The following is a 25,299-nucleotide window of genomic DNA, read 5'->3' as shown; positions in this document are numbered from 1 at the left end:
TGAGGTATTCGTATGGAACGCTATACATATCAAGTTCAACCTAACCAACCTTTGAATCGTTGGATTTATACCGATTTAAGCATCGAACCCTATGAATCTGAAAAAGATACGTTTGAGCAGCCTGTTAATTTGACGGAGGAATATGTGCAAATTGAATATCCTGGCAGAAAACAATTTTTAGAAGAGCGCTTAAAGAATGATATTAAACTGACTGATTCACCTTTTCATCATATTTATTTCCCTTTTGAAAACACACGCTTTGAGTTTTCTTCCTTTATTCCCACTCCACACGTGTTAAGTGTTTACGGTAAATCCTATATCGTTACAGAAAAGGAAGAAACTCTTCCCTTTACGCTCAGTACCTGCGGAAGTGTCGAGATTTGGGTCAACAATCGTAAACAGATTAGCTACACTCCTTATACAAGAAATCTAGCCTCCTATACACCAATTCACTTGAACCTGCAAAAGGGAACGAATGAGATCGTTATTTATATGGATGATCTGGCAGAGAGAGATGTCAATTATTTCATGGAGCTGCGTTATACGGGTCAACAGCCATTAGATGCCTATATTCCAGTCAATGCGTCTCCGGAAAAAATGAAGAAAGCAGAAGAATTGTTGACTTCTTTTTATTTTTCAAAAGATCTCTATGACTCTGGCAGCCTGGAAATCTATCTTGATTCCGAGCATATCGATCTGTTTCCCCAGCTGTTTGTAAATGTCAATCGCAATCATTTATTAAATCCGGTCTTAGTAAAAGAATCAGATGAAGGGACCGAATCACCCTATGATTATTTCTTTCAGGTGAATAACCTGGATGAAAACAAGATTACACTGATGCCAATCAGTGAACTTTCCGCCAACGGACTTGCTTATTTCGATATTGGCTTTGTTGTCGATGGGGAAGTGGAGATTAGCAGAAGATTGGTGACCGCAATTCTTGCCAATGATTATTCCTCCAGATTTTTTTCAGATGAGTTGTCTGAAAGAAAGAAGGAGATTTTAGAGTTCTTTGTGGAAAGAGATTTCCTAGACTTAAATACTGGGATTGCCTTGGCACACCTCAATGGAGTGGTCGATTCCCGTGCCATTCAACATATTAAAAGCTGCTTTAACGAGATTGAGAAAAAGGGTGATTGTGCCGATTTCAGGCTCGCTCCATTGCTTGGGTTTACGATTAAGTATCAAGACATCATCCCAGCCGATTTTCATCGTGAAATCGAGGAGCTCGCTGTGAATTTCAGGTATTGGATTGATGAGCCTGGCAACGATGTCATGTGGTATTTCAGTGAAAATCATGCCCTGCTTTTCCATATTTCACAGTACCTTGCCGGCCATATGTATCCAGAAAGAGTGTTTACCGTCAGTAACAGAACCGGAATGGAACAGTATGAAATCGGTAAAAAGCGCCTGGAAGAGTGGTTTGACGTCTTTTTCGACTATGGTTTCTCCGAATGGAACTCAACCACCTACCTGCCAATTGATTTAATCGGGTTCTTCAGTCTCTATGAATCGGCACCGGACGCTTCGATTCGAGATTTGGCTAAAAAAGCGTTGGATATCACCTTTGAAATTATTGCGATTAATCTTCAGGGAAAAACGATGTCCACAACCTACGGGCGAGTATATGAACATGATTTAAAGGCAATGGAGCTGGGCGAGGTCGCTAATCTAGCTTTTATCGCCTGGAAGAAGGGAAATCTAAATCATGCGCTAAGATCAACCACCTTATTCTGTATATCAGACTACACTCCGCCTCAGTTAGAGCAGAATTTTATCGAAGACGAATCAAAGGCGCTTGTTTCCCAGTATATCCAGGGAATTAAGAAGGTTTATACCTATAATTACAAAACGAAGAACTATTGTATGAGTTCAGCGATTAACTTCAATGCGTTTAAAAGAGGCCATCAGCAGCATGCGATGAATATTGCCTTAGGTCAGGATAATACCCAAGTCTGGATTAATCATCCTGGTGAATCGGTGTATAGCGGGGAAAACCGGCCTAGCTTCTGGGCAGGGAATGGAATCAGCCCAAATATACGTCAATATAAGCAGTACATGCTGATGGAATACCGGTTACAAGAACCTTTCCTACCATTCATTCACGCGTATCTGCCTTTCTGGAAGCTGGATGAGATTATCGAAAAAGGGAATTGGCTGTTTGTCAGGAAGGATCAAACCTATCTAGGAATCTACTTCAGCCAGGGCTTTGAACGAATAAAAGAAGGTGCCGTAGCTTATCGGGAAGCCCGGGCCTGCGGGATGTCGCATAAAATCGTGTGTATCTGTTCTTCGGAATACGAGCATAAGACCTTTAGTAACTTTATGCAGGAACAATTGGAATCGGAAATTCACATCGCGGACGAGGAGTGGTCATACCAGAATCAGCAGGTTGGCACTTTGACCATAAAGGAGGAGGAATTGTATGTCAATCATCAAAAAGTCGAGTATAACGCCGGATACCGATTTGACAGTGAATTACTCGAGTGTCAAACAAGTAAATGTTAAGAAAGCAGCATCAAGGAGAAAGGATCGAAATCAAAAATGGGCCCTGGCCTTTGTCATCGTGAACATGGTTCTATTTACTCTGTTCTTTGCCTGGCCGGCCATCCTGGGTATCTATTATTCTTTTACAGATTATGCCGGGGTAGAGGCTCACTTTATTGGCTTGCAAAATTATATCAACCTCTTCCAAGATTCTAGTTTTTACAAAGCACTTGGGCGGACGTTTACGTATACGATTATCGGTGTCCCAACATTGTACGTCAGTTCCTTATGTATCTCCTTGCTATTGGTCAGCAAGTATACCAAAGGGAAGTCAGTGGCGAAGGTCATTTTCTTCCTTCCTTGGCTGATTTCACCGATTGTAGTAGGGGTTATTTTTCGCTGGATGTTTGGAGAAGATTTCGGGTTTATCAACTATATCATTCAACTCATGGGATTTGATCCTGTGCATTGGTCTACAGATGGAAACTTAGCGCTGTTAACCGTTTTGATTGCATCAGCATGGGGAGGAACGGCTTTCAATATGCTGATCTTCATTTCCGCGTTGCTTAACATCTCTAAATCCTATTATGAGGCAGCAGAAATTGATGGAGCGAATGGGTGGCAAAAGTTCTTCCATATTACCTTGCCGTCCCTAAGACCCACTTCGTTTATGGTCATCATGCTATCGTCGATTGGTTTTATGAAAGAATTTGCCTTAGTGCAGTCACTGACAAACGGCGGACCGGGAAATGATAATACGTTCATCGTTCAATACATTTATCAGACAGGATTTAACAATCAGAATATCGGCTATGCCAGTGCCGTATCGATGATCTTATTTATCATCCTGCTGATCTTTGCCGTTATTAATCTAAAGGTTGAAGAGAGGGGTAAACAATGACGTATCGAAATAGGCTCACAACCGTTCTCCTTACTACCATTATGGGGTTATTAGCACTCTTGTTCTTGATTCCTGTTTTATGGTTCTTATTAAGTTCCTTTAAACCGGGAAGTGAATTGTTTTCCTATCCGCTTCATATCTTTCCTAAAAAGTTTTCATTTGAGAACTATGAATATGCTTGGAAAACCATGGAATTTACGAAATATGTAGGGAATACGCTGATCGTCACCGTGACCACAACGGCCTTAACCATCCTTGCCAGTGCTTCCTGTGGGTTTGCCTTGGCAAAATACCGATACAAATGGCTGACGGTGTTCTTCCTCTGTATCCTAACCACGACGATGTTACCGACGGAAGTTATCATGAATCCAACCTTCATGGTGATTCAAAAGCTACACCTTTATGATAGTTTATGGGGATTAATTATTCCTTCTATTAATACAGCAACCGGGATTTTCATGTTTAGACAGTATTTCATGACAGTACCTGATGATTTAATAGAAGCAGCCCGAATTGACGGAGCGAGCGAAGGCCGAATCTTTTTTAGACTGATGTTACCGATCGCGAAACCAATTGTCATTACCTTAGCGATTTTATCTTTCCAGTGGCGCTGGAATGACTACATTTGGCCGTTAATCGTTATCAGCGATCCGAACAAGTATACGATTCAGGTTGCGTTAAGAAGTATCGTCGGGGCCAACAATATTGATTGGGTCTTGCTGCTATCTGCTTCCGTAATTTCGATTCTTCCGATGGCGATTTTATATGCCGTCTTCCAACGTTACATTATGGATACAGGCGCCAGCTCCGGATTGAAAGATTAAATGAGGTGATGAAGGGTGACAAAAGTACTAACGGATGTTCGTGAAGCTGTGTTAAAAATAACGAACCAGCTGCTGGATTTAAAACGGCCTTCGAATGAAGATTCCTTGAAAGAGGTGGGCGATGCCGAAAAAATCGGCTACTTCCCAAGGGACTTTGGAATGGAAGAGTGGGATTGGCCGCAGGGAGTTGGACTGCTCGGTTTGAAAAATCTAGCCGGGGATGATGCTTTTCCGGATTATCGTGAATATATTAAGAACTGGGCAGAGGATCAAATTCAGCGCGGTTTACCGCTTAAAAATATCAATACCACTGCCCCGATGTTAACGTTAATGGACTATGAAGAGAGGGAAACCCTGGCTTTGGAATGGGTTGACTGGATCATCAATCAGGCGCCAAGAACAAAGGAAAACGGGCTTCAGCATGTAACCTCTGGCGATACCAAACATGATTTGAAGCTGAATGAAGGACAAATCTGGATTGACACCTTGTTTATGGTGGTTTTGTTCTTAAGTAAAATGGGGATTAAATATGGTCAGCAGGCTTGGATCGATGAAGCGGCTTATCAAGTGAATCTCCATATTGACCATTTGTTTAACCAAGAAGATTCTCTTTTCTATCATGGCTATGATTTTGACAATGACCATCATTTTAGTGAGGCCTATTGGTGCCGCGGGAACAGCTGGTATACCTTAGCTGCCCCGGAATTAATCGAAACACTAAAAGGCAAACTATCCTCTGAGGCTTATGAGAAGATGGCTGGTACCTTTAAAGCGCAGGTGAACCGATTAGTCGCCCTGCAATCCGAAAATGGGTTGTGGCATACGCTGCTTGATGATTCCGATAGCTATACCGAAGTTTCCGGGTCGAGTGCCATTGCGGCAGGAATATTAAAAGGAATTCGTCTTGGGTTATTAGACTCCAGCTATATAGCGGTTTGTCGAAAAGCGGTCGAAGCGGTTTTGGCTAACATCGCTGAGGATGGAACTGTCTTAAATGTTTCGGCTGGTACTGCGATTGGGAAGGAAAAGGAAGATTATAAGCGAATTATTATTGCACCGACTGCATATGGTCAGGCATTGGCGATTGTCTTACTTTCCGAGGTGCTGCAACATGAGGGTTTGTTAAGTAACTAAACAAAATAGTATAATGAGGAAAATGACTTCACGTAGTGGGAGAAGAGGGGAATGCCATGAAACCTACTATTTATGATGTAGCAAAAGAGGCCAATGTGTCGATTGCTACGGTATCCAAAGTTTTAAATAATACAGGCCGAATCAGTGAAAAAACCAAAAACAAGGTGCTGGATATTATGAAGAACCTAGAATACCAGCCAAGCAGTGTAGCTACCGCTTTAACGGGGAAAAAGACCTTTACGATTGGCGTGCTGGTTCCCGATATCGCGAACCCATTCTTTGCAGAGGTAGCCCGTGCGCTGGAGAATAATGCACGGGAATTGGGTTATTCGATTATTTTATGCAGTACCGATTATCAGCTGGAGCGTGAGCATGATTATCTGGACCTGTTGATTAAGAAACAAGTGGACGGAATTATCATTGCGACCGAGCCAAAGGATGTAAAAAAATTAAGAAACCTTCATGATCAAAACGTCCCTTGCGTTCTGTTCTCGGTCGACCACCTTGCGCTCGATTCACACGTTGTCACGACAGATGATATCAGGGGCGGTTATCTAGCAGGGCGTTACCTTTGTCAAAAGGGACACCGGACTTTTGCCGTCATTACCGAACCACAACGAGCGAGCGGCCGGCTGCGTGTAGAGGGGTTTAAAAAGGCTCTTGCTGATGAAGGGGTAAACCCTGCTGACGTTCAAGTGATTGAAGCCAAATCCAAAATAGAAGAAGCGAAATTGGCCGCCAATCAAATTTTTCAAATGGAAAAAAGGCCAACAGCGGTTTTTGCTACCACAGATTTAATCGCTGCTGTTTTTATTAATGCGGCACGGAAAGCAGGCGTATCGGTTCCTAATGATATTTCGATTATTGGCTTTGATAATACCATCCACGCCGAAATATCTGATCCAGGTTTAACGACGATCGCTCAGCCAATTGCAAAATTAGCCAGCTATACCATGGAACAATTGTTGGATTCGATTGAGGATCCTGGTATGCCTACGAATAGAATCATGCTAGCCCCGACACTAGTTGAGCGGGAGTCAGTGAAAGATCTAAGTTCATAATCAAGAAAGCTGACCAACAACTGTTTAGTCAGCTTTCATTTTAAGAGTAGGGTTAAGCGCTTAACTAAATCTTGGAATGATGTTTCAAAACGAATCATTGAATAAGGTTGTTGTAGAGCGGTTTTTAACCAAAAGAGTTAAGCGCTTAACTCTTTTACTGCAACCTTCTAAAGGGAGGACGTTGAGAATGACATTGACAGTTGGGATTATTGGAGCGGGACGAATTGGAAAAATCCACGTTGATAACTTAAGAGGGATTTCGCAAGTAAGATTGAAAAGTGTATCCGATGTGGTCATCGATCATCTTGAAGAATGGGCAAAGGAAAAACAAATCGAAGTATTGACTACTAATTACCATGATATTTTGAAGGATCCTGAAATCAATGCGGTGTTTATCTGTTCACCCACCACTACTCATGCCAATTTGATTAAGGAAGCGGCTGCCGCCGGAAAACATATTTTTTGCGAAAAACCCGTTAGTTTTTCAGTGGAAGAAACAGAAGAAGCACTTGCAGCTGTAGAAAAAGCAGGAGTCTTGCTACAGGTAGGCTTTAACCGCCGATTTGATCCTAACTTCCGTAAAATTCGTGAGCTTGTACAAAAGGGTGACATTGGCACACCACATATTTTACGAATTACATCACGTGACCCAGAACCACCAGGAATTGATTACATAAAAACATCGGGCGGACTCTTCATGGACATGGCGATTCACGATTTTGATATGGCGCGCTACATCATGGACAGTGAAGTCGTTGAAGTGTTTGCAAATGGAGCGGTGCTAGTTGACCCGGCGATTGGTGAAGCTGGCGATATTGATACAGCGATTATTACCTTGAAATTTGCTAATGGCGCTCTCGGTGTTATTGAAAACAGCCGTCGGGCGGCATATGGATACGACCAGCGCCTAGAAGTCTTTGGAGATAAAGGTGCCGCACAAGCAGATAACAACCGCGCGAATACTGTTGAGGTTTCTACTGCTCAGCATGTTTCAAAGGAAAAACCATTGTACTTTTTCTTAGAACGCTATACGCAGGCTTATATTGATGAAGTGAATGAATTTGTAACGGCTATTTTGAAAAATCAAGAGGTTATCTGCGGCGGTTATGATGGATTGCAGGCGGAGCGGATTGCGAAGGCGGCTAAAGAGTCGCTGGAGACTGGGGCACCGGTCCAGCTTCAGAGTGCCGGTCAGTCGGCTGTGATTTTGTAGTCTGTGGTTGAAATAAGTTTGACGGTTATACTAGCTCTAGAATAAACAGGAAAACAGACGGAATTATTAAGTAAACCAATGGAAATAGCTAGAACCGTCAGGGCTTATGATTCTATTAAAAGAACAACGGAGGGAGAAGCAATATGTTTCAGGATGTGAAGATGGCGATTGCGCCAATCGGTTGGACCAATGATGATATGCCCGAGCTTGGCGGAGAAATAACCTTTGAGCAATGTGTCAGTGAAATGGCCCTTGCGGGATTTTCCGGCAGTGAGGTCGGCAATAAATATCCGCGTAATACCGAGGTATTAAAAAAGGCATTAGGATTACGTGGGCTTGAAATTGCCAGTGCCTGGTTTAGTGCCTTCTTAACCTCGAAGCCATTTGAGGAAACCACCCAAGCCTTTATTGAACACCGGGATTTTTTACATGAAATGGGTGCAAAGGTCATTGTGGTATCTGAACAAGGCAACAGCATTCAAGGACAGATGGAGACCCCCTTGTTTGATGAGAAACCTGTTTTTACGGAAGAAGAGTGGAAGCGTTTGGTTGAAGGACTGCACCTGCTTGGAGACCTTGCCGCTGAAAAAGGGATGAAAATTGTCTATCACCATCATATGGGAACAGGCATCCAAACCGCTGAGGAAATTGACCGGCTAATGGCAGAAACGGATCCGGATAAGGTCTCACTTCTGTACGATACAGGCCATCTTGTTTTTTCAGGAGAAGATCATCTGCAGGTACTACATAAACATATGAACCGTATTTTTCACGTGCATTTAAAAGATGTCCGCCTGGATGTCGCTAACAAGGTCCGTGAAGAGAAGTTGAGCTTCCTTCAAGCAGTCAAACAAGGAGTATTCACCGTACCTGGCGATGGAGCCATTGACTTTAAACCCGTTTTTGAGGCATTAGAAGCATCTGGTTATAAAGGCTGGTTTGTCGTAGAAGCGGAACAAGACCCGGCCATTGCCAATCCTTTGGAATATGCTTTAAAAGCGAGAAACTATATCGCTGAACAAAGCGGGCTGTAAAGGAAATGCGGGGACGGTTCTCGTGCTTCTTTTTTGAAGCAGTAGGGCGGTCCAATCGGTGCGCCCTATTAGAACTCGGTACTTAAATAAATAGATCATGGAAGGAAGAGAAGGATGACAACTAACAAAGCTAAAATGATTTTAGAAAAAGATTTTAGAATCTCTGAGATTGATAATCGCATTTATGGTTCCTTCATAGAACATTTAGGCCGTGCCGTATATGGCGGTATTTACGAGCCAGGGCATCCTCAGGCGGACGAAAATGGATTCCGTCAGGATGTAATCGAAATGGTAAAAGAGCTTCAGGTACCATTAGTCCGTTATCCCGGTGGGAATTTTGTTTCCGGTTATAACTGGGAAGATGGGGTAGGCCCTGTGGCACAGCGTCCGCACCGCCTGGAATTGGCGTGGCGTACGACGGAAACAAATGAAATTGGAACGAACGAGTTCATGAAATGGGCCAAGCTGGCAAACGCAGAAGTGAACATGGCTGTAAACCTCGGAACCCGCGGCATTGATGCTGCAAGAAATTTAGTAGAATACTGTAATCATCCGGGAGGCTCTTACTATAGTGACCTGCGAATCTCTCACGGTGTAAAGGATCCTTATGGGATCAAGACTTGGTGTTTAGGTAACGAAATGGACGGTCCTTGGCAAATTGGCCACAAGACCGCTAGTGAATATGGCCGGATTGCTCAAGAAGCAGCAAAGGTGATGAAATGGGTAGACCCGACCATTGAGCTAGTTGCCTGCGGAAGCTCAAGCCGCACGATGCCTACGTTTGCAGATTGGGAGGCTACTGTACTTGATCATACGTATGACCATGTTGAATATATCTCTCTTCACCAATATTATGGGAATCGCGACAATGATATTTCTAACTATTTAGCTCTTTCCCTTGAGATGGATGATTTCATTCGTTCTGTCATTTCAATTGCCGACTATATTAAAGCCAAAAAGCGCGGCAAAAAGAATATTAATCTTGCATTTGATGAATGGAATGTTTGGTACCACAGTAATGAGGCAGATCAGAAGATTCAGCCATGGAGTATTGCTCCTCCACAGCTTGAAGATATTTATACTTTTGAAGATGCTTTATTAGTTGGCTGTATGCTGATCACCATGTTAAAGCATGCGGACCGATTAAAGATTGCTTGCCTTGCTCAATTAGTGAACGTCATTGCTCCGATCATGACTGAAAATAATGGGAAGGCATGGAAACAAACTATTTTCTATCCCTATATGCATGCTTCTGTTTATGGTAGAGGTGTTGCATTAAATCCTATTATTTCAAGCCCAAAATATGATAGCAAGGATTTCACGGATGTTCCGTACCTAGAATCCACTGCTGTTTATAACGAGGAGAATGAACAGCTGACGTTATTTGCCGTAAACCGCCATTTACAAGAAGGGTTGGAATTAGAGGTGGATATCCGAAACTTTGAAGGCTATGAAGTGATGGAACATATCGTTCTTGAAAATGATGACCTAAAGCTTACCAACTCAGTCAATGGAGCTCCTGTTGCACCACATTCCAACGGGAATGCGAAGTCAGAAAACGGCCGAGTTTCAACCGTAATTCCGAAGTTATCATGGAATGTAATACGGTTGGCAAAACGAAAATGAAAAATTGGTCTCCTATCCTTTCCTTCCTGGTATCAGATTAAAAAGGACAGGGGAAAATTGTTCAAAACCATTTCAAAAAAAGGAGATTATAAAATGGAAACACGTTATGCGAACCATCCTGAGGAGATTAAAAGATATACAACAGATGAATTACGAAAGCATTTTTTAGTATATACACTGTTTGAAGCCGATCAAGTGCATTTAACTTACACACATGTTGACCGGATGATCTTTGGCGGGGTAACCCCTGCAAAACAAGAATTAGCGATAACACTGGATAAAGAGTTAGGGGTTAATTATTTTTTGGAACGGCGTGAGATGGGGATTATTAACATCGGCGGAGAAGGGGTTGTCACCCTTGATGGTGTGGACTATGATATGGTCCGCTATGACGGCTTATATGTGGGAAAAGGGACGGAGGAAGTGTTATTTCGTTCAAAGGACGCTGCGAATCCAGCAAAATTTTATATTAACTCAACTCCTGCCCATCATAAATATCCAACGGTGAAAATTGATATAAATGAAATTAAACCGCTTGAAGCAGGGGCAAACGGAACATTAAATGAACGTAAAATCCATCAATATATCCATCCGAATGTCTGTGAAAGCTGCCAGCTGCAAATGGGCTTGACGATGCTGTCTCCAGGCAGCGTTTGGAATACGATGCCATGCCATACTCACGAACGCAGGATGGAAGTATATTTATATTTTGATATGGAGCCAGATACACGCGTATTCCACTTTATGGGTAAACCGGAGGAAACAAGACATTTAGTACTTAAAAATGAACAAGCTGTCATTTCGCCGAGCTGGTCGATTCACACTGGAACCGCAACAAGTAACTATACATTTATTTGGGGGATGTGCGGTGAAAACATCACGTATGATGACATGGATCATGTGAAGATGGAAGATTTAAAATAATAGATTTCCTAATTGGATAGAGGTGATAACAATGAATTTAGGGGTAAGAGGTCATGATTTTAAGAAACGTCCGTTAAATGAATTAACGAGAGTAATGGCTGATAAAGGGTTAAACTCTGTTCAGCTAGTCTTAAAAAAATCTCTGGATGTTAATTCAGATTTGGGAAGCTTAAGTCCTGGCTTTGCCCATCATATCCGAAGAGCGTTTTCCGCAGAAAATATCGATATTGCCGTGCTTGGCTGCTATTTTAATATGATTCATCCTGATCAAACGGAAAGAAGATATGGAATCGAGCGGTTCAAGGAGCATATCCGCTATGCCAGGGATTTTGGATGCAGTATTGTTGCCAGCGAAACGGGCAATGTTAATGCTGAAATTATTTATACAGAGGAAAATTTCAAAGAAGAACCATTCCAAGAAGTAGTAACAACTGTACGCGACTTAGTTGAAGAGGCTGAAAAGTTTGGAGTGATTGTAGGAGTAGAGGCTGGGGTGAATCATCCGGTCTATTCCCCGAAAACACTGAAAAGACTGTTAGATAGTGTCCCTTCTAATAATCTTCAAGTCGTTTTTGATCCAGTTAATTTCTTAACGATCAATAACTACCAGCATCAAGAAGAAGTTTTTCTAGAGGCACTGGAGCTATTTGGGGATAGAATTGCTATTTTCCATGCAAAGGATTTTATCGTTGAGGGTGACAGGCTGGTAACGACAGCTGTTGGTAAAGGTCTATTAAACTATGATTTCATATTCCCTTTAATTAAAGCTAAGAAGCCATTTATACAAATTATCATGGAAGAGACAGAAGAGCCGTTTATCGAAGCTAGTTTAATGTATTTACGAAAAAAATATGAACAGGCATGACTAGGATAGGGGATGGGACCTTTTTTGAGTAAATTTGATTGAGAATTCGGTTAAATTAATTCATTTGTAAGCTAAGCGCTTTCTTGGAATAATAAAAAACTAGTTTAATAGGGGAGAGGATCAAAGTGAAAAAATTAACGAAACATCTTTCAATTGCTGCATTGTCTTTGCCGTTACTTCTAAGTTCTTTTAATGGAAGTAAGGTGAGTGCCTCGGAACAAACTGCTTTTCCAACGAATGTAAGTCCTGCGGAGCAGCCATCTTGGGGGTATTTTGTAGATACATACAAAAATAATAATTCCGCCAATATGACGGTCAATTCAAATCCGACCATTGGGGTGCTTTCCGAATTTAATAAGTTATGGGCTCCTGGTCCTACTTGGGATACAGGGACTAAACTGAACAGCGCTGTGCTGGATGCCAACATTCAAAAGGTACTGGACATTACAAGCAGCCGTACTTCCAGTCAAGAAGAAGCAGCCTATTTTGATGAGCGTAGGGGTCAAAGCTACAGCGTCATTGATGGACTTGGTTCGCTAACAGATGTTTATCGTGAAAACGCCGGTGCGACAACCACCATCAGCAGTGTACCGGCAGATGCTGAGACTGTAAAATATAACGATGGGGGAACAGATGCAGGACTTACTGATTCCAATCTTGGTAAAATTGTCAATTTGGTTAAGACCTTGCGGGGCAACTATTCATCCACAACACCGGCTAAGAATTACTATAGCTATATGCGACCGTTTCGCTGGACCAGCCCTGACATTGTCGTTCCGTCCATTCGCTCTTCTATAGACCCTGATCCGAGCAAAAATGGCGGCTTCCCGAGCGGCCATACCAATGCGGCTTATCTTGCTTCTCTTGCGATGGCCTATGCCATACCGGAACGTTATCAGGAAATGCTTACGCGTGCTTCAGAGCTTGGGAACAACCGGATTGTTGCCGGTATGCACTCTACCCTTGACGTTATTGGCGGACGGGTGATGGCAACTGCACTGGCAGCGTCGATTCTGTCCGACCCAGCCAATGAGGATCTGAAGAAGGCGGCTTATGACGAAGCTCAAACTAAATTGTTAACCCAAACGGGTACAGCGGTAGATCGCTTTGCAGATTATGCCAAGAACAAACAGGATTTTACGCAACGATTAACCTATGGATTTGACCAGATTAACTCAAGTACAAAACCAATGGTTGTTCCTAAGGGTGCAGAAGTCTTGCTGGAAACACGTCTGCCGTATCTTGACAGCACTCAGCGCCGCTGGGTTTTAGCTACGACTGGCCTTCCTTCCGGCTATCCAGTACTTGACGATCCTGAGGGATGGGGCAGGTTAAATCTTTTCGCAGCAGCAGATGGCTATGGTGCTTTCGTCCAAGACGTCACGGTGGCGATGGACGCTTCCAAAGGCGGTTTCAATGCATTCGACCACTGGCGCAACGATATTTCAGGTACAGGAAAGCTGACCAAAAAGGGGACAGGTACGTTAATGCTGCAAGGTCAGAACACTTACACCGGTGGTACAGTGATTGACCAAGGCACACTAGAAGGGGATACTGAGACAGCTTTTGGCAGCGGGGATATTGTGAATAACGGAGGTACACTCAAAGAAAATGTTTCAGGAAAATTGGTCATAGGCGGAAATTACACACAATCTAATCAGGGAACGCTTGAGCTCACCCTTGATAGTCCAAATGATCAGGTCGATATTGAGGGCAAGGCCACCATCAATGGAAAATTACGTGTGGACTTTTCTGATAATAATGTACCTGCTAATGAGTTAACGCTCATAAATTATGACAAGAATGAACTTAAAGGAAAATTTTCTTCCATTGAGGCCGTGGGTTTACCAAGCCAATACAAAGTAAAGGTTATCTATAAGTCCAACAAAATCCAATTAAAGGTTATAAAAAAATAGCTAGTTCAAAAAAGACACAGGGGAAAGGGATGGTTCTTATGGAAAAACCATGAGAGCCATCCCTTTGACATACGGGTGATCAAGTTACCTTTACCCTCCTTATGGAGACTTTGTATAAAAGCCCAACTAGCGAAACAGCTAGTTGGGTCTTTTATGTTTTCTAAGCAGAAGAGCCAAACGCGAAATTTTTGATGGCCAGAGAAAAATGAATTCAATGGAAGCATGGGGACGGTTCTGCCGACTTTTGGGTGGCCAAAATCCTTATTCATTAAATTCTGGTGCCTCGTCAAGCCCGGATTTTGTCGAAGATTGAACTGTTTTTAGATAGGTATAAAATGTTGGTTGTTACGCTTCTTTCCTCTAGGAAAGGAGGTGATAGTCATGGAAACATTTCTTGAAATTCTACGAGAAGTTCTGAAGGGGGTTACGCGTGAAGTGAGCGCATATTTCTTTCGGAGAAACGTACTAGAAAACAAGAAAACCGCCCTACGCCGTCGCAAGCAAAAGGGTGGTTCTCGTAAAAATAACACATAGACAACTACCACCCTGACGGTAGCAGTTGCAGGGAGAAGTGTTGACGCACTTCTCTTTTTTATTATATATCCATTATACATAAAAATATTCCTGTGGAGAAGGAGAAAATCCCCTATATGCCTGTCACCGCTGGAATATAGCGAAAAATACTTAAATGAGTTAACAGTAGGCAGAACACTATTATGATATGGTGACCTGCTTATTTTATTTAAATGTAAGATTAGTCTTTATTGATCAATAGATGGTCGATGCCAGTTCTTTCAAATTCTTTTTCGTAATTCTATTCGATTTAAAATAACCACGGATATTCGTAAACAGGGATCGACATTTCTTTTAACCAACTGGAGAGAAGAAGGCAGGATTGGCAAGGGTTTCCAAGGTTTTAACCAAACGTTTGTGTAATAGGAACCATTAGGAAAAGTAGGGGAAATTGTCTGTTCAAACGAAAAGGAAAGAATTTTCCGGGAAATTGACCAATTTTCTGCGAAATACTCTAGTGGTCCTTGACATTTTTTTTAGCAGTTTAGAAGAGAAACTCCTATAGAGCTGCTATTTCTGCTTTATTAATTAAACGTTTGAATAGTATAGCCTATAGGAAATTTGGTCGAAATCTTGTCACTTTAAACCCTATAACGAGCGTAAACCTAAAGCGTTACAGGGTAGTTCTAATTCCATTATTATTACCTCCTTTTTACAAGCATAGTTAAAATTGATAAGAATATATACGGCTAATCGCTTAAACAGAAATTAAATATTAAAAATATCTCGCGCCAAGACATATGGCGCGGGAATAATCTATTAAAACGATAGGAACCGTCCTTGTGGAGTTCGGTTATTTATCGTATGGCTTGTAATCTACGTCAACCTTATCTTTTTCTTGGTAGGGTGCCAGCATAAAAGCCGCCTTAAAGACTGTATTGCCTTTATTGATTAAATAGTGGACTTGTTTTGGTTCCACGTGAATAAAGTCTCCTTGTTTACATTGGAAAATCTCCTCGTCAATATGAATTTCTAGTTCGCCCTCTAAGATAAAAAAGTTTTCTTCCATCACGTTATGATAATGTGCTGTAAAATCCTGTCCGGGTTGCAGTACCACGACACCAAAGTTCATTCTCGGTCCTTTCTTAAGGTACTTAGGACCACTGTCACCAAATCGGTATTCTCTCTCACTCTCATTTGTCACTGTCATTTGTTAGCACTCCTTTTGATGTGTTATAGTCCTGGGGCAATCCACATATGGTTGGTGTAGCCTTGATCTGCAAGAGCGAGTTGCACTTTGTAGACAGTCTCCCATTTTTTATATAACTCTTCATAAATGAAGTGATTCGTTTCGTTTGGTTCGGAGGTTTTTTCGAATTGAACAACTTTCGTAATGGCATCATTAAAACTTTCATAAATGCCAGCCCCTACACCAGCACAGATAGCCGCACCTAGAGCTGTCGATTCCTTTACTACCGGAACTTTCACTTTTATATGCAGAACGTCCGCAACTATTTGGCACCATAAGTCACTTTTTGCTGCCCCGCCTCCAAACACAATTGATTCCGGTGCTTGGTTGGTTATGTGAGAAATAGTATCCATATTGCCCTTTGTGACAAAAGCGGCATTTTCCATTATCGCCCGGTAAAAGGTTGCTTTATTAAATGAACTGTCAAACTTAAAATCTATGAAACTAGGTGCTGCATGTTTCCATGAAAAGTAGTTCATTTTATCGGAAAACGTACAAATCATTCCATTACAGCCCGCCGGTACATGCTGGGCCCGTTTCTCCATTTGAGCATAAATGCTTTCGCCGCTTTCCTTCTGAATAAAGGCTTCTAGCTCACAAAAGGTATCTCGGAACCACCTCATGATCAATCCGGGAAAGAAGGCGATTGTTTCATATTGCCAAGTATTGGGGATGGCGTGGCAATTGACTCTTACCTTACATTCGTCATCTATCTCAACCTGGTTGGTTGTATATTCATATTGCCAAAAGCTTCCGCCTAAGACGGCTGCATCTCCATCGTTGATGACTCCCATGCCAATGCAGCCTAATTGGGCATCGCCGCCCCCTGCGACAACCATCGTTTCCGTGCTTAATCCAGTCAGCACTGAGAATTCCTTGGTAACAGGGCCAATCACAGATCCGCTTTCATTTACAATCGGAAAAATATCATTTCTAAGATCTACCTTCTTAGCAATGCTAGGATCCCAAACTCTTTTCTTAATATCGAAAAGACCAGTGGTGCAGCCATTAGAAGGTTCAACAGAGATCACATCGGTCATGCGATATGTAATCCAGTCATTCAGCATCGTAACGTATTTAATTTTTTGATAAGTTTCAGGGAGATGATTTTTTACCCAGAGGATTCTCGGAATTGCTCCTAATGAAAAGGTCTGTCCAGAAATCTGATGAATGTCTTTTTCGATGGTGTCGCTTATTCTGCAAAGGTGAGCTACTTCCTCGTTTGATCTTGAATCCACGTTTGCACAGGCCCATAACTCCTTCCCGTTTTCATCATATAGAACAATGGCTTCACGCATACTTGTGGTGGAAATGGCGGCTATGTTTTCGGGGTTCACCTGACTCTTTGCTAAAATTTCTTTTATCAGAGTGATGATCATGTCTACATTTTTTTCGATATCAAAGTCCATTGAACCGGGATACCGTTTATCTTCATGATGGGTCCATTCTGATTGGGCAGTAAATCTTTCATTGCCTAATGTGTCAAACAAGATCACTCTGACACTGCCGGTTCCGGCATCAATTGCCAGTAAGTATTTTTCCATGCAATCGTTCCTTTCGATCAAATTGGGATTCACTCGATTAGGCTTTTGGCAACGGCTTCATCTGTGATTAGTACATCGATATAGCCCCCTTTTAGGGCGCCGATAATGGCCTCCCTTTTTTCAGACCCGCCAGCGACAGCCACAACATGGTTAAGTGATTTTAATAGTTTGATATCGGTACTAACCAGTTGTTTATGCAAGGGAAGCTCTAGAACATGGCCATCTTTATCATAAAATTGGCTTAATAAATCTCCTGCGGCTCCCAGTGATTTATAGATTTCCATTTCATGTGGGTTTAAATATCCTTCCTTGACAAGGGTGGCCCCTTCGTTTACGGCGCCAATGCCAATGATGGTGATCGTGGAGTAAGGGATCATGTCAAAGATTTTCTTGATTGGTTTTTCTTGAATCAGAAGTTTCGCAAGATGTTCGGTAGATGTTAATAATGGGGCCGGCATAATGTAATGGTGGTAATTAGGATTTGTGTAGTAATCGGATGACGAATCGATGGCTGTTGGAATGTAGAATTTTACACCGCCTGATAATGAAACAAAGGTGACTTTGTACTTAGTTGAAATCGTTAAATGTCCCAAGGTCCCTGAAACGGCTTGCCCATAACCAACATTTATCATGGTGTCGCTGGTAATTCGGTCTTCAATATAGTGGGCGGCGGCTTTTGTAAGACTATTTAACGGATTTTCGTTAGAGGCAGGAACGATATAAATATCTTGTAATTGATACTGTTGCTTGATTTGATTTTGCAATTCGATGTTAACCAATTTTTCCAGGTTAATTTTAAATTGGATAATGTTATTGGCCTTCGCGATCTCTAGGTATTTGATCACTTTCATTCTAGATAGGTTTAAAGACTCTGCTATCTCATTTTGCGTCATTCCTTCAATGTAATATTTCCATGCGATTTTTATGATCAGGCTATTTTCATATGACATGTTCTTCACTCTCTACAGTTTATTTTTGAAACAAAAGTTTTATGTTAAAACAATTGTGATACTTTTGCATGATGGTAAAACAAAAGTAAAAGCAAAATCATTCGATCATCCTTCTATATTGTAATAAGCATGTAATGAATATTATTCCTAGTTCATATAATCTACGGGAGAATCATTCGTTAGGTGTTTTGGCTTATTTTTAAATTTGCCAGCATCAGAGATAGATAGAAGGTTTATTAGCTAATAATATGTTTAATCGTTAATAAAATGTATGAATCCGTAATAGCTTATTAGTAAGCGATTACAAAATGGTACTAAGGTAGGGGATTATGATGAATGCTCCGAGTAACTTAGTGAGATTGGAGAATATCCAGAAGGCCTTTAACCGAAACAACGTTTTGGAGGGGGTTTCCTTAGAGCTTAATGAGTCAGAAGTGATCGCTATTATCGGCGGTAATGGAGCAGGGAAGAGCACCTTAATGAAAATCCTCACGGGGATTTACAAGGCCGATGGAGGAGTTATTGAGATTGCTGGTGAAAAGGCGGAGCATTTAAATCCTTCTTCCGCACATGAAAGAGGCATTTATTTAGTGCCGCAGGAACCATTGCTGTTCCCAAATATGACGGTTGAACAAAACCTCACGATTGGTTTTAGTAAAAATAAAAATGAAGTGAGAGTAGAAGCGGCAAAGCTCATTAAAGAGTTAGGCTGGAATCTTGATTTGAATCGGTTTGCCGTTACATTAAGTATCGCGGAACAACAACAGCTTGAAATTATTAAGGGACTTTTAAGAAAGTCAAAAGTATTGATTCTGGATGAACCAACCTCTACCTTAACGTTTTCAGAAACAGAGTCATTATTCAAGGTGATTAAACAGTTGAAAAATACTGGGGTTGGAATCTTCTATATTACCCACCGTCTTGATGAAATCTTTCAGATTTCCACCCATGCCGTCATCTTACGGGACGGAAAAGTAACTCTAAAGGGGAAAATAGAGGAGTTCACGAAAGACATGTTGATTCAAGGATTGCTTCCCGTTGGAAATGAAAATCATTACAACGATCAGTTTACTAGACAAGGGTCCACTCATGAGGGAGAAGAACCGATCCTTAAAGTTGAAAACATAATTGGTGATGGATTTAAGAATATTAGTTTTGAAGTTTATAAGGGAGAGGTTGTGGGGCTTGCCGGGCTTGTTGGTGCCGGAAGAACAGAGATTGCGGAAGCGATTTACGGAATTAATCCGATTGAGAGCGGAAAGGTCTATCTTGATGGGAAGGACATTACAAAGTTGTCGATAAATGAAACGGTTGACAGCGGGTTGGCTTATATACCGGAAGATCGATTTCTAAACGGGATTTTTTCGATAACCTCTGTGAGAAATAATATCACCGCTCAACTTATTAAACAGCACGGTTTTTTTACCAAGAAAAAGTTAGAAGAACTAGTGGCCAATCAGTATATTGATCGATTAAGGATAAAGGTCAATTCCCAGGAGGATGAAATCAAATCACTTTCAGGCGGGAATCAACAAAAGGCTGTTATTGCCAGGGCGTTATCCATGAACCCTAAATTAATCATTATGGATGAACCAACAAGGGGAATTGATGCGGCTGCAAGAGGTGACATCTATTCTATCTTGACAGAATTAAAAAACCAGGGATTTTCGATTCTCCTTATTTCCTCCGATTTAGAAGAAATCGAACGGATTAGCGACCGAATCTATGCTGTCTATCAGGGGACCTGCGATGTTTGCCTAAGCTTAGACCAAATCAATGCGGTCAATGTGATGAAGGCAGCTTTTGGAACATTTAAAGGAAGTGATCAGACACATGTCTAGCGTTAGAAAAATATTCAAACAACGGGAATTTAGAACGTTCCTATTTTTAGTCCTTCTATTTGTTGTAGTGGGTTTTATTAACTCAGACTATATCTCTTTACAAAATATCGATAAATCCTTGAAAAGCAGCCTGCTTTATATTGTTCTTGCAGTCGGGATGACCTTTGTCCTGTTAACCGGGAATTTAGATATTTCAGTAGGCGGAACGCTAGGATTAAGTGCTGCCGTTTGTGGAACGATTCTTCGCGACGGAGGAAATATCTTTCTAGCTGTGATTGCTGCCATCCTGATTGGGGCTATCATTGGCCTCATTAATGGATTTGGCGTGATCAAGTTAAAAATTTCTTCCTTTATTATGACTTTAGCGATCCTTTCCATTACGAGAGTGGTTCAAGTCATTTATACGGGCGGGAAATGGGTAGAAAATATACCTGCAAACTTTAAAGAGCTTTCGAATATAGACATCTTTGGCATTAATTTATTATCATTCCTTGTTATTGTTGGGGTCCTATTGGTTCAGATATACCTGTCTAAGAGCAATAAGGGAAGGTATTACATTGCGATTGGTGATAACAGAGACGGAGCCATTTCAATTGGGATTCCTGTGAATAGATATATTGCCTATTCATTTGTCATTTCTGGTATCTGTGCTTCATTAGCTGGATTAATCTTTGTTAGTCAAATTGGCTTTGTCTCCACGAATGCTGGAGCAGGAATAGAGTTGACGGTGATTGCAGCCTGCGTTCTCGGGGGTGTGTCATTAATAGGCGGAATTGGAACGGTTGTTGGGGCAGCATTGGGAGCGATTATTTTAACGTCGATCAACTCTGCACTGGTTTATATGAAAGTACCAGCCTTTTGGAATGATACGATTTCGGGTTCTCTATTAATCATTATTGTAGTGATTGATGCCTTGGTTACGTTAAATGCTAATAAAAAGGCAAAGAAAGTTCGATTAAATGCCAGGGTTCTACAAAAGGAGGCATAGGCATGCCATGTTAACTAAAATCCCGAAATGGAATCTTACTTTATTCATCTTAATTATTGCAGAAATTATCATTTTTGGGATGATTAATCCAAGATTCTGGAATGTCACGATCTTGTTAAATAGCTTTAACGATTTTATTGCGATTGCGATTATTGGCTTTTTTGTCACACTGGTTGTTATTACAGGAGGGATAGACATCTCAGGCGGTTCTATTATTGGATTAACCTCAGTTGTCACAGGTCTTTTGTCGCAAGTGGCTGGGATCAATATCTGGGTCTCGATCATTTGTGCCATTTTAATTGGTGGGTTATGCGGCCTTCTCAATGGAGTTCTGATTGCTTATGGAAGAGTTCAAGCGATGGTCATCACTCTGGGCGGGATGCTTTTATATAGCGGGATTGCGATTGTGCTGGTGGGATTGTCTGGTGTAAGTACCTATGAAGGGATTTCGGGCTTTTCTGAGAATTTTAGCAACATTGCAAATGGAGATGTCATGGGAATCCCGAATGCCGTTATTTTATTTATGATCTTGTTTCTGGTTGCTTATATTCTCCTGCACCGTACAAGGTATGGCAGATATCTATACTTGACAGGAATTAACCAAAACACAGCCAATTACTCGGGAATCAATACGAAAAGAATCATTGCTAGTTCGTACGTCTTGTCGGGGTTAAGTGCTGGTATTGCAGGGGTTGTATTAACCTCCTATTTAGGCAGTGCAAGAGCTGATTATGGTGCTGAGTATCTAATGCCCATTCTAACGGTTGTGGTGTTAGGAGGGACATTAATCACAGGAGGTAAAGGGGGTGTTGTCGGGACAGCGTTAGCTAGCATAATCTTAGGATTTATGCAGATAGGATTACAAATGGCCGGGGTCTCGACCCAGTATATAGGTTTAGCTACTGGGATTCTTCTTATCGTATCAGTCGCATTCATGGGCATAAATCCAGAGTTCAGATTTAACATGAAAAAACTCTTAACACAAAAACAACATATTGGGGGTTAGGTACAGTGAGAAAGATAAAGTCTATTAAAATAGTTAGTATTATGGCGATTTTGACCTTATTATTAGCTGCCTGCGGTTCCAATGAAAATGCTTCTGGAGACGGAAAAGGGGGCAAAAAGAAAGATCCTAAAGATATTAAGGTGGTTTTTATTCCAAAAATGACAGGGAATGCTTTCTTTGAATCTGGTAACGATGGTGCACAAGAAATGGCCAAGAAGGTTGGTTTTAAAGTAAAGTATGATGGTGCTCCTGAAGGTACGGTTGCAAATCAAGTACAAATTATTAATAGTGCCGTCAATAGTGGTGCAGATGCGATTGCCATTTCATCTGTTTCTTCAGACGGTTTGAATCAAGCATTGAAAAAGGCATTAAATGCCGGGGTGAAAGTTGTCACATGGGATTCAGATGTTGATCCTAAATACCGTTCTGTTTATGTAGACCAGGGTACACCTGATATCCTCGGAAAAATGCTTGTTGATATGGCAGCACAACAAATGGCTAACCCTAATGATGCTAAAAAGATCGCCTGGTTCTATTCCAGCCCGACCGTTCCTGATCAAAACTCATGGGTTAAAGCTGCAAACAAATATATTAAAGAAAAATATCCAAAATGGGAAGTGGTTACGACTCAGTACGGTGATGCCAATGAACAAAAATCATTACAGGTTGGAGAAAGTATTTTAAATTCTTATCCTGGTATTGATGCGGTTATTTGCCCGGATTCAACAGCTCTTCCAGCTATGGCACAAGCAGCTGAAAACAAAGGGTTAAAAGCAAGTGATGTGATTATTACTGGGTTTGCTTCTCCTAATTCGATGAGACAGTTTATTGAAAATGGAACCATTACGAATCATGGGTTGTGGGATGTAAAAGATCAAGGGGCTCTTGCTGTGTATGTTGCTTATTGGTTGGCTCAAGGGAAAGATCTAAAGGTTGGGGATTCGTTGGATGTTCCTGATATGGGTTCCGTTAAAGTAGAGCCGAACACGATCCAAGGCTACGATTATACAGCAGATGATTCAGGCATTATTGTGTTGCCTGAACGGATTGTATTTACGAAAGACAATACGAACGACTACGATTTTTAACATGTTGATTGGAGCGGAAGGCGGCCGCAGGGGCAGGTGCGCGGAATTAATCCAAAAAGCCCGGAAAAAAGGGGAAAAGGTGCGGAATTAATCGGAGATTGCGCGGGAAAAATTTGAAATTGTGCGGAAATATCAGCCAAGTTCGCGGAATTAATCAAGTAAGAGAGGAGCGGAAGGCGGCTGCTAGGACAGGTACGCGGAATTAATACAAAAAGGCGCGGGAAAAAAGGAAAAAAGCGCGGAATTAATCGGAGATTGCGCGGAAAAAACTCAAAATTGCGCGGAATTATCAGCTAAACACGCGGAATTAATCAAGCAAGCGAGGAGCGGAAAGCCGCCTGGAACGGAGAGCAACATTCAAGGTTAAATAGAGTACATGTTATAAAGGAGTGAGAGAAATGGCTGATACACATGGCAACAAAAATGCAAAGGATTTTTCGGAGAGTATACCGTTCGCGAATAATGGAAATTACCATGTAAAAGGTGCAAACAATTATGACTGGGGAATGAAGGACCGGTTATCAAGAATCTTTAACCCGGATACTGGTAAAACCGTCATGTTAGCATTTGATCATGGCTATTTCATGGGACCTACTTCAGGGCTAGAAAGATTAGATCTGCTGATTCCTAGATTGGCAAATTATGCTGATTGTTTAATGGGGACTAGAGGGGCCATTCGAAGCAGTGTCCCGCCGACCTTTAATAAAGCAATAGCATTACGAGCTTCCTCTGGTTCTAGTGTTCTCCAGGATGACCTAAGTCATGAATCCATGGTCGTTGATATGGAAGATGCGATTAAGATGAATGCCAGTGCGATCGCGATTCAAACCTTTATTGGCTCTGATGGACAGAAGGAAACCATTGAAGAATTAAACCGAGCTGTTAACCTTGGCTCAAGGTATTCCATTCCCACACTGGGTGTTGTAGCCGTTGGTAAAAAAATGGAGCGAACGACTAATTTCTTCTTGTTAGCCACAAGAATGCTGGCCGAATTTGGTGCACAAATTGTAAAGACCTATTATTGCGAGGATTTTGAAAAAGTTGCCTCAGCTTGCCCAGTCCCATTAGTAGTTGCAGGCGGTAAGAAACTACCAGAAAAAGATGCCCTTACACTAGCCTACAACTCGATCCAAGGCGGTGCAGCTGGTGTGGATATGGGAAGGAATATCTTCCAATCTGAATATCCCGAAGAAATGATTCAAGCAGTTGGTAAGGTTGTTCATGAAGGTTTTACTGATAAAGAGGCTTTTGAGTTTTATCAACATCTCACAAACTAGAATCATAGGGACGGTTCTACTAGCGGATAATTGGAACTTTTGCGTGCAAAAAGGCACAACTAGCGAAACTGCTAGTTGTGCCTTTTATGTTTTCTAAGCAGACACTGATTCCATAGGCTTCAAAATTCTATCAACTATTGGAAATTTGGCCTCTAATATTATACTTCTGCCGCCTCTGGTGTTGCTCACTTAAATAGGGACACAGAAAGATGATTAAAAGTTGGCGGTTTATATTAATAGGTGTGATTGAAAAGCTAACCGTAAATCTTAAAGAATCCACAAAGCTGTTCTGCCTATCGTAAGACTTCATTCGGTTGGGCAGATTTAGGAGCGATTGGACCACTAAAGCTAATTATTTGTATATTGTGTTGTTATATAGAAATAAATAAGAAAAGCACCCGTATAGAGTGCTCCCCATCTGAATCCCCTTTACTTTTGGAACAAGCCTTTTACACCTTTATAAATTAAGACAAGTGAGAAGACAATAACGGTTAGAATGCCAAGGATATTTGTTACAGGTGAAACGCCTTCAAGGAATGAACCAGCTAAAGGAACTCTTATAAGTGCAAAACCAGATAAAATTGTAGCAAGAAACAAGAATATACGATTATCCATAGGGTTGTTCCTCCTTCCTAGGTGATTGATAAATTATATGTCACTATGATTACAATTATGTCAGTTTTGTAACAATGGGATTGTTCATATGAATAAGACCAGGCGGACGTGTTGGGTATTAGTTTTATCGCTCAAAGAAAAAGGCTTAGAGATGAATCTCTAGGTCCGTTTCTTTTTAAACTAAGGAAAAAAATGATCAAAAATGGGAAATGAACTAGTTTTATATTTTGCGGACTTGATTAC

At 41.4% G+C, this 25,299-nt stretch carries 21 protein-coding genes; 17 read left to right on the top strand and 4 right to left on the bottom strand.

The window, feature by feature from the left end:
* The first annotated feature begins 12 nt into the window (after nucleotides 1-12).
* The 12 genes from L1999_RS27460 to L1999_RS27405 all read left to right on the top strand — a co-directional run bounded on the left by L1999_RS27460 (nucleotide 13) and on the right by L1999_RS27405 (nucleotide 14,519).
* Nucleotides 13-2,508 (top strand): hypothetical protein, encoded by a 2,496-nt coding sequence (locus L1999_RS27460; protein ID WP_235741426.1) that lies wholly within the window; start codon nucleotides 13-15, stop codon nucleotides 2,506-2,508.
* Nucleotides 2,426-3,388, top strand: coding sequence for a carbohydrate ABC transporter permease (locus L1999_RS27455; RefSeq protein ID WP_235741425.1), 963 nt, complete (start codon nucleotides 2,426-2,428; stop codon nucleotides 3,386-3,388). Before L1999_RS27460 ends, L1999_RS27455 begins: the two co-directional genes overlap by 83 nt.
* Nucleotides 3,385-4,212, top strand: coding sequence for a carbohydrate ABC transporter permease (locus tag L1999_RS27450; RefSeq protein ID WP_215046869.1), 828 nt, complete (start codon nucleotides 3,385-3,387; stop codon nucleotides 4,210-4,212). The genes L1999_RS27455 and L1999_RS27450 overlap by 4 nt, the downstream gene beginning before the upstream one ends.
* A 15-nt stretch (nucleotides 4,213-4,227) precedes the next feature.
* A complete protein-coding gene (locus L1999_RS27445) occupies nucleotides 4,228-5,346 on the top strand; it encodes a glycoside hydrolase family 88/105 protein (protein WP_235741424.1) in 1,119 nt (372 codons plus the stop codon).
* A 56-nt stretch (nucleotides 5,347-5,402) separates the two neighbouring features.
* Complete coding sequence (locus L1999_RS27440) at nucleotides 5,403-6,407, top strand: LacI family DNA-binding transcriptional regulator (protein ID WP_235741423.1); 1,005 nt, start codon at nucleotides 5,403-5,405, stop codon at nucleotides 6,405-6,407.
* A 187-nt stretch (nucleotides 6,408-6,594) separates the two neighbouring features.
* Nucleotides 6,595-7,620 (top strand): inositol 2-dehydrogenase, encoded by a 1,026-nt coding sequence (iolG, locus tag L1999_RS27435; protein ID WP_235741422.1) that lies wholly within the window; start codon nucleotides 6,595-6,597, stop codon nucleotides 7,618-7,620.
* 143 nt (nucleotides 7,621-7,763) lie between these two features.
* A complete protein-coding gene (iolE, locus tag L1999_RS27430; protein ID WP_235741421.1) occupies nucleotides 7,764-8,654 on the top strand; it encodes a myo-inosose-2 dehydratase in 891 nt (296 codons plus the stop codon).
* Between the two features lie 114 nt (nucleotides 8,655-8,768).
* Nucleotides 8,769-10,280, top strand: a complete 1,512-nt coding sequence (locus L1999_RS27425) for an arabinosylfuranosidase ArfA (RefSeq protein ID WP_235741420.1) — start codon at nucleotides 8,769-8,771, stop codon at nucleotides 10,278-10,280.
* Nucleotides 10,281-10,373: 93 nt separating this feature from the next.
* The gene (gene kduI, locus L1999_RS27420) at nucleotides 10,374-11,204 is read left to right on the top strand and encodes a 5-dehydro-4-deoxy-D-glucuronate isomerase (RefSeq protein WP_235741419.1); all 831 of its coding nucleotides are present in this window, start codon (nucleotides 10,374-10,376) and stop codon (nucleotides 11,202-11,204) included.
* A gap of 31 nt (nucleotides 11,205-11,235) precedes the next feature.
* Nucleotides 11,236-12,069, top strand: coding sequence for a sugar phosphate isomerase/epimerase family protein (locus L1999_RS27415; RefSeq protein ID WP_235741418.1), 834 nt, complete (start codon nucleotides 11,236-11,238; stop codon nucleotides 12,067-12,069).
* A 125-nt stretch (nucleotides 12,070-12,194) separates the two neighbouring features.
* The gene (locus tag L1999_RS27410; RefSeq protein WP_235741417.1) at nucleotides 12,195-13,985 is read left to right on the top strand and encodes an acid phosphatase; all 1,791 of its coding nucleotides are present in this window, start codon (nucleotides 12,195-12,197) and stop codon (nucleotides 13,983-13,985) included.
* Between the two features lie 381 nt (nucleotides 13,986-14,366).
* Nucleotides 14,367-14,519, top strand: coding sequence for a hypothetical protein (locus L1999_RS27405; protein WP_235741416.1), 153 nt, complete (start codon nucleotides 14,367-14,369; stop codon nucleotides 14,517-14,519).
* 832 nt (nucleotides 14,520-15,351) lie between these two features.
* Here the strand turns inward: L1999_RS27405 and L1999_RS27400 are convergent.
* Genes L1999_RS27400 through L1999_RS27390 form a run of 3 tightly spaced genes read right to left on the bottom strand, consistent with a single transcriptional unit; the run spans nucleotide 15,352 to nucleotide 18,241 of the window.
* Nucleotides 15,352-15,708 carry a cupin domain-containing protein gene (locus tag L1999_RS27400; RefSeq protein WP_235741415.1) on the bottom strand — a complete coding sequence of 119 codons (357 nt, stop codon included), beginning with the start codon at nucleotides 15,706-15,708 and terminating at the stop codon, nucleotides 15,352-15,354.
* Between the two features lie 23 nt (nucleotides 15,709-15,731).
* Complete coding sequence (gene lsrK, locus L1999_RS27395) at nucleotides 15,732-17,291, bottom strand: autoinducer-2 kinase (protein WP_235741414.1); 1,560 nt, start codon at nucleotides 17,289-17,291, stop codon at nucleotides 15,732-15,734.
* Between the two features lie 29 nt (nucleotides 17,292-17,320).
* Nucleotides 17,321-18,241 carry a sugar-binding transcriptional regulator gene (locus L1999_RS27390; protein ID WP_235741413.1) on the bottom strand — a complete coding sequence of 307 codons (921 nt, stop codon included), beginning with the start codon at nucleotides 18,239-18,241 and terminating at the stop codon, nucleotides 17,321-17,323.
* Between the two features lie 329 nt (nucleotides 18,242-18,570).
* Here L1999_RS27390 and L1999_RS27385 point away from each other — a divergent pair, with 329 nt between their 5' ends.
* From L1999_RS27385 to lsrF, 5 genes are all read left to right on the top strand, one after another.
* Nucleotides 18,571-20,082 (top strand): sugar ABC transporter ATP-binding protein, encoded by a 1,512-nt coding sequence (locus L1999_RS27385; RefSeq protein WP_235741412.1) that lies wholly within the window; start codon nucleotides 18,571-18,573, stop codon nucleotides 20,080-20,082.
* On the top strand, nucleotides 20,075-21,070 hold the full coding sequence (locus L1999_RS27380) for an ABC transporter permease (RefSeq protein WP_235741411.1): 996 nt from the start codon (nucleotides 20,075-20,077) through the stop codon (nucleotides 21,068-21,070). Before L1999_RS27385 ends, L1999_RS27380 begins: the two co-directional genes overlap by 8 nt.
* A gap of 7 nt (nucleotides 21,071-21,077) precedes the next feature.
* Nucleotides 21,078-22,076, top strand: a complete 999-nt coding sequence (locus tag L1999_RS27375; RefSeq protein ID WP_235741410.1) for an ABC transporter permease — start codon at nucleotides 21,078-21,080, stop codon at nucleotides 22,074-22,076.
* Nucleotides 22,077-22,090: 14 nt separating this feature from the next.
* Nucleotides 22,091-23,164, top strand: a complete 1,074-nt coding sequence (gene lsrB, locus L1999_RS27370) for an autoinducer 2 ABC transporter substrate-binding protein LsrB (protein WP_275677739.1) — start codon at nucleotides 22,091-22,093, stop codon at nucleotides 23,162-23,164.
* A gap of 398 nt (nucleotides 23,165-23,562) precedes the next feature.
* Nucleotides 23,563-24,441, top strand: a complete 879-nt coding sequence (gene lsrF, locus L1999_RS27365; protein ID WP_235741409.1) for a 3-hydroxy-5-phosphonooxypentane-2,4-dione thiolase — start codon at nucleotides 23,563-23,565, stop codon at nucleotides 24,439-24,441.
* 429 nt (nucleotides 24,442-24,870) lie between these two features.
* Here the strand turns inward: lsrF and L1999_RS27360 are convergent, their stop codons facing one another.
* A complete protein-coding gene (locus L1999_RS27360; protein ID WP_215046895.1) occupies nucleotides 24,871-25,056 on the bottom strand; it encodes a hypothetical protein in 186 nt (61 codons plus the stop codon).
* Between the last annotated feature and the right edge of the window lie 243 nt (nucleotides 25,057-25,299).

It is taken from the genome of Neobacillus drentensis, assembly GCF_021560175.1.
Classification (GTDB): Bacteria; Bacillota; Bacilli; order Bacillales; family Cytobacillaceae; genus Neobacillus; species Neobacillus drentensis_A.
Note: the sequence above shows the minus strand (reverse complement) of the source record. Positions and strands in the feature narration are given on the sequence as shown.

What these genes read in the sequence shown, in the direction of transcription:
- iolE (WP_235741421.1), top strand. Translation starts at nt 7,764, where the DNA reads ATGTTTCAGGATGTGAAGATGGCGATTGCGCCAATCGGTTGGACCAAT.
- L1999_RS27455 (WP_235741425.1), top strand. Translation starts at nt 2,426, where the DNA reads ATGTCAATCATCAAAAAGTCGAGTATAACGCCGGATACCGATTTGACA.
- kduI (WP_235741419.1), top strand. Translation starts at nt 10,374, where the DNA reads ATGGAAACACGTTATGCGAACCATCCTGAGGAGATTAAAAGATATACA.
- L1999_RS27375 (WP_235741410.1), top strand. Translation starts at nt 21,078, where the DNA reads ATGTTAACTAAAATCCCGAAATGGAATCTTACTTTATTCATCTTAATT.
- L1999_RS27450 (WP_215046869.1), top strand. Translation starts at nt 3,385, where the DNA reads ATGACGTATCGAAATAGGCTCACAACCGTTCTCCTTACTACCATTATG.
- L1999_RS27380 (WP_235741411.1), top strand. Translation starts at nt 20,075, where the DNA reads ATGTCTAGCGTTAGAAAAATATTCAAACAACGGGAATTTAGAACGTTC.
- L1999_RS27385 (WP_235741412.1), top strand. Translation starts at nt 18,571, where the DNA reads ATGATGAATGCTCCGAGTAACTTAGTGAGATTGGAGAATATCCAGAAG.
- L1999_RS27400 (WP_235741415.1), bottom strand. Translation starts at nt 15,708, where the DNA reads ATGACAGTGACAAATGAGAGTGAGAGAGAATACCGATTTGGTGACAGT.
- L1999_RS27390 (WP_235741413.1), bottom strand. Translation starts at nt 18,241, where the DNA reads ATGTCATATGAAAATAGCCTGATCATAAAAATCGCATGGAAATATTAC.
- L1999_RS27405 (WP_235741416.1), top strand. Translation starts at nt 14,367, where the DNA reads ATGGAAACATTTCTTGAAATTCTACGAGAAGTTCTGAAGGGGGTTACG.
- L1999_RS27360 (WP_215046895.1), bottom strand. Translation starts at nt 25,056, where the DNA reads ATGGATAATCGTATATTCTTGTTTCTTGCTACAATTTTATCTGGTTTT.
- iolG (WP_235741422.1), top strand. Translation starts at nt 6,595, where the DNA reads ATGACATTGACAGTTGGGATTATTGGAGCGGGACGAATTGGAAAAATC.
- lsrF (WP_235741409.1), top strand. Translation starts at nt 23,563, where the DNA reads ATGGCTGATACACATGGCAACAAAAATGCAAAGGATTTTTCGGAGAGT.
- L1999_RS27425 (WP_235741420.1), top strand. Translation starts at nt 8,769, where the DNA reads ATGACAACTAACAAAGCTAAAATGATTTTAGAAAAAGATTTTAGAATC.
- L1999_RS27460 (WP_235741426.1), top strand. Translation starts at nt 13, where the DNA reads ATGGAACGCTATACATATCAAGTTCAACCTAACCAACCTTTGAATCGT.
- L1999_RS27415 (WP_235741418.1), top strand. Translation starts at nt 11,236, where the DNA reads ATGAATTTAGGGGTAAGAGGTCATGATTTTAAGAAACGTCCGTTAAAT.
- L1999_RS27440 (WP_235741423.1), top strand. Translation starts at nt 5,403, where the DNA reads ATGAAACCTACTATTTATGATGTAGCAAAAGAGGCCAATGTGTCGATT.
- lsrK (WP_235741414.1), bottom strand. Translation starts at nt 17,291, where the DNA reads ATGGAAAAATACTTACTGGCAATTGATGCCGGAACCGGCAGTGTCAGA.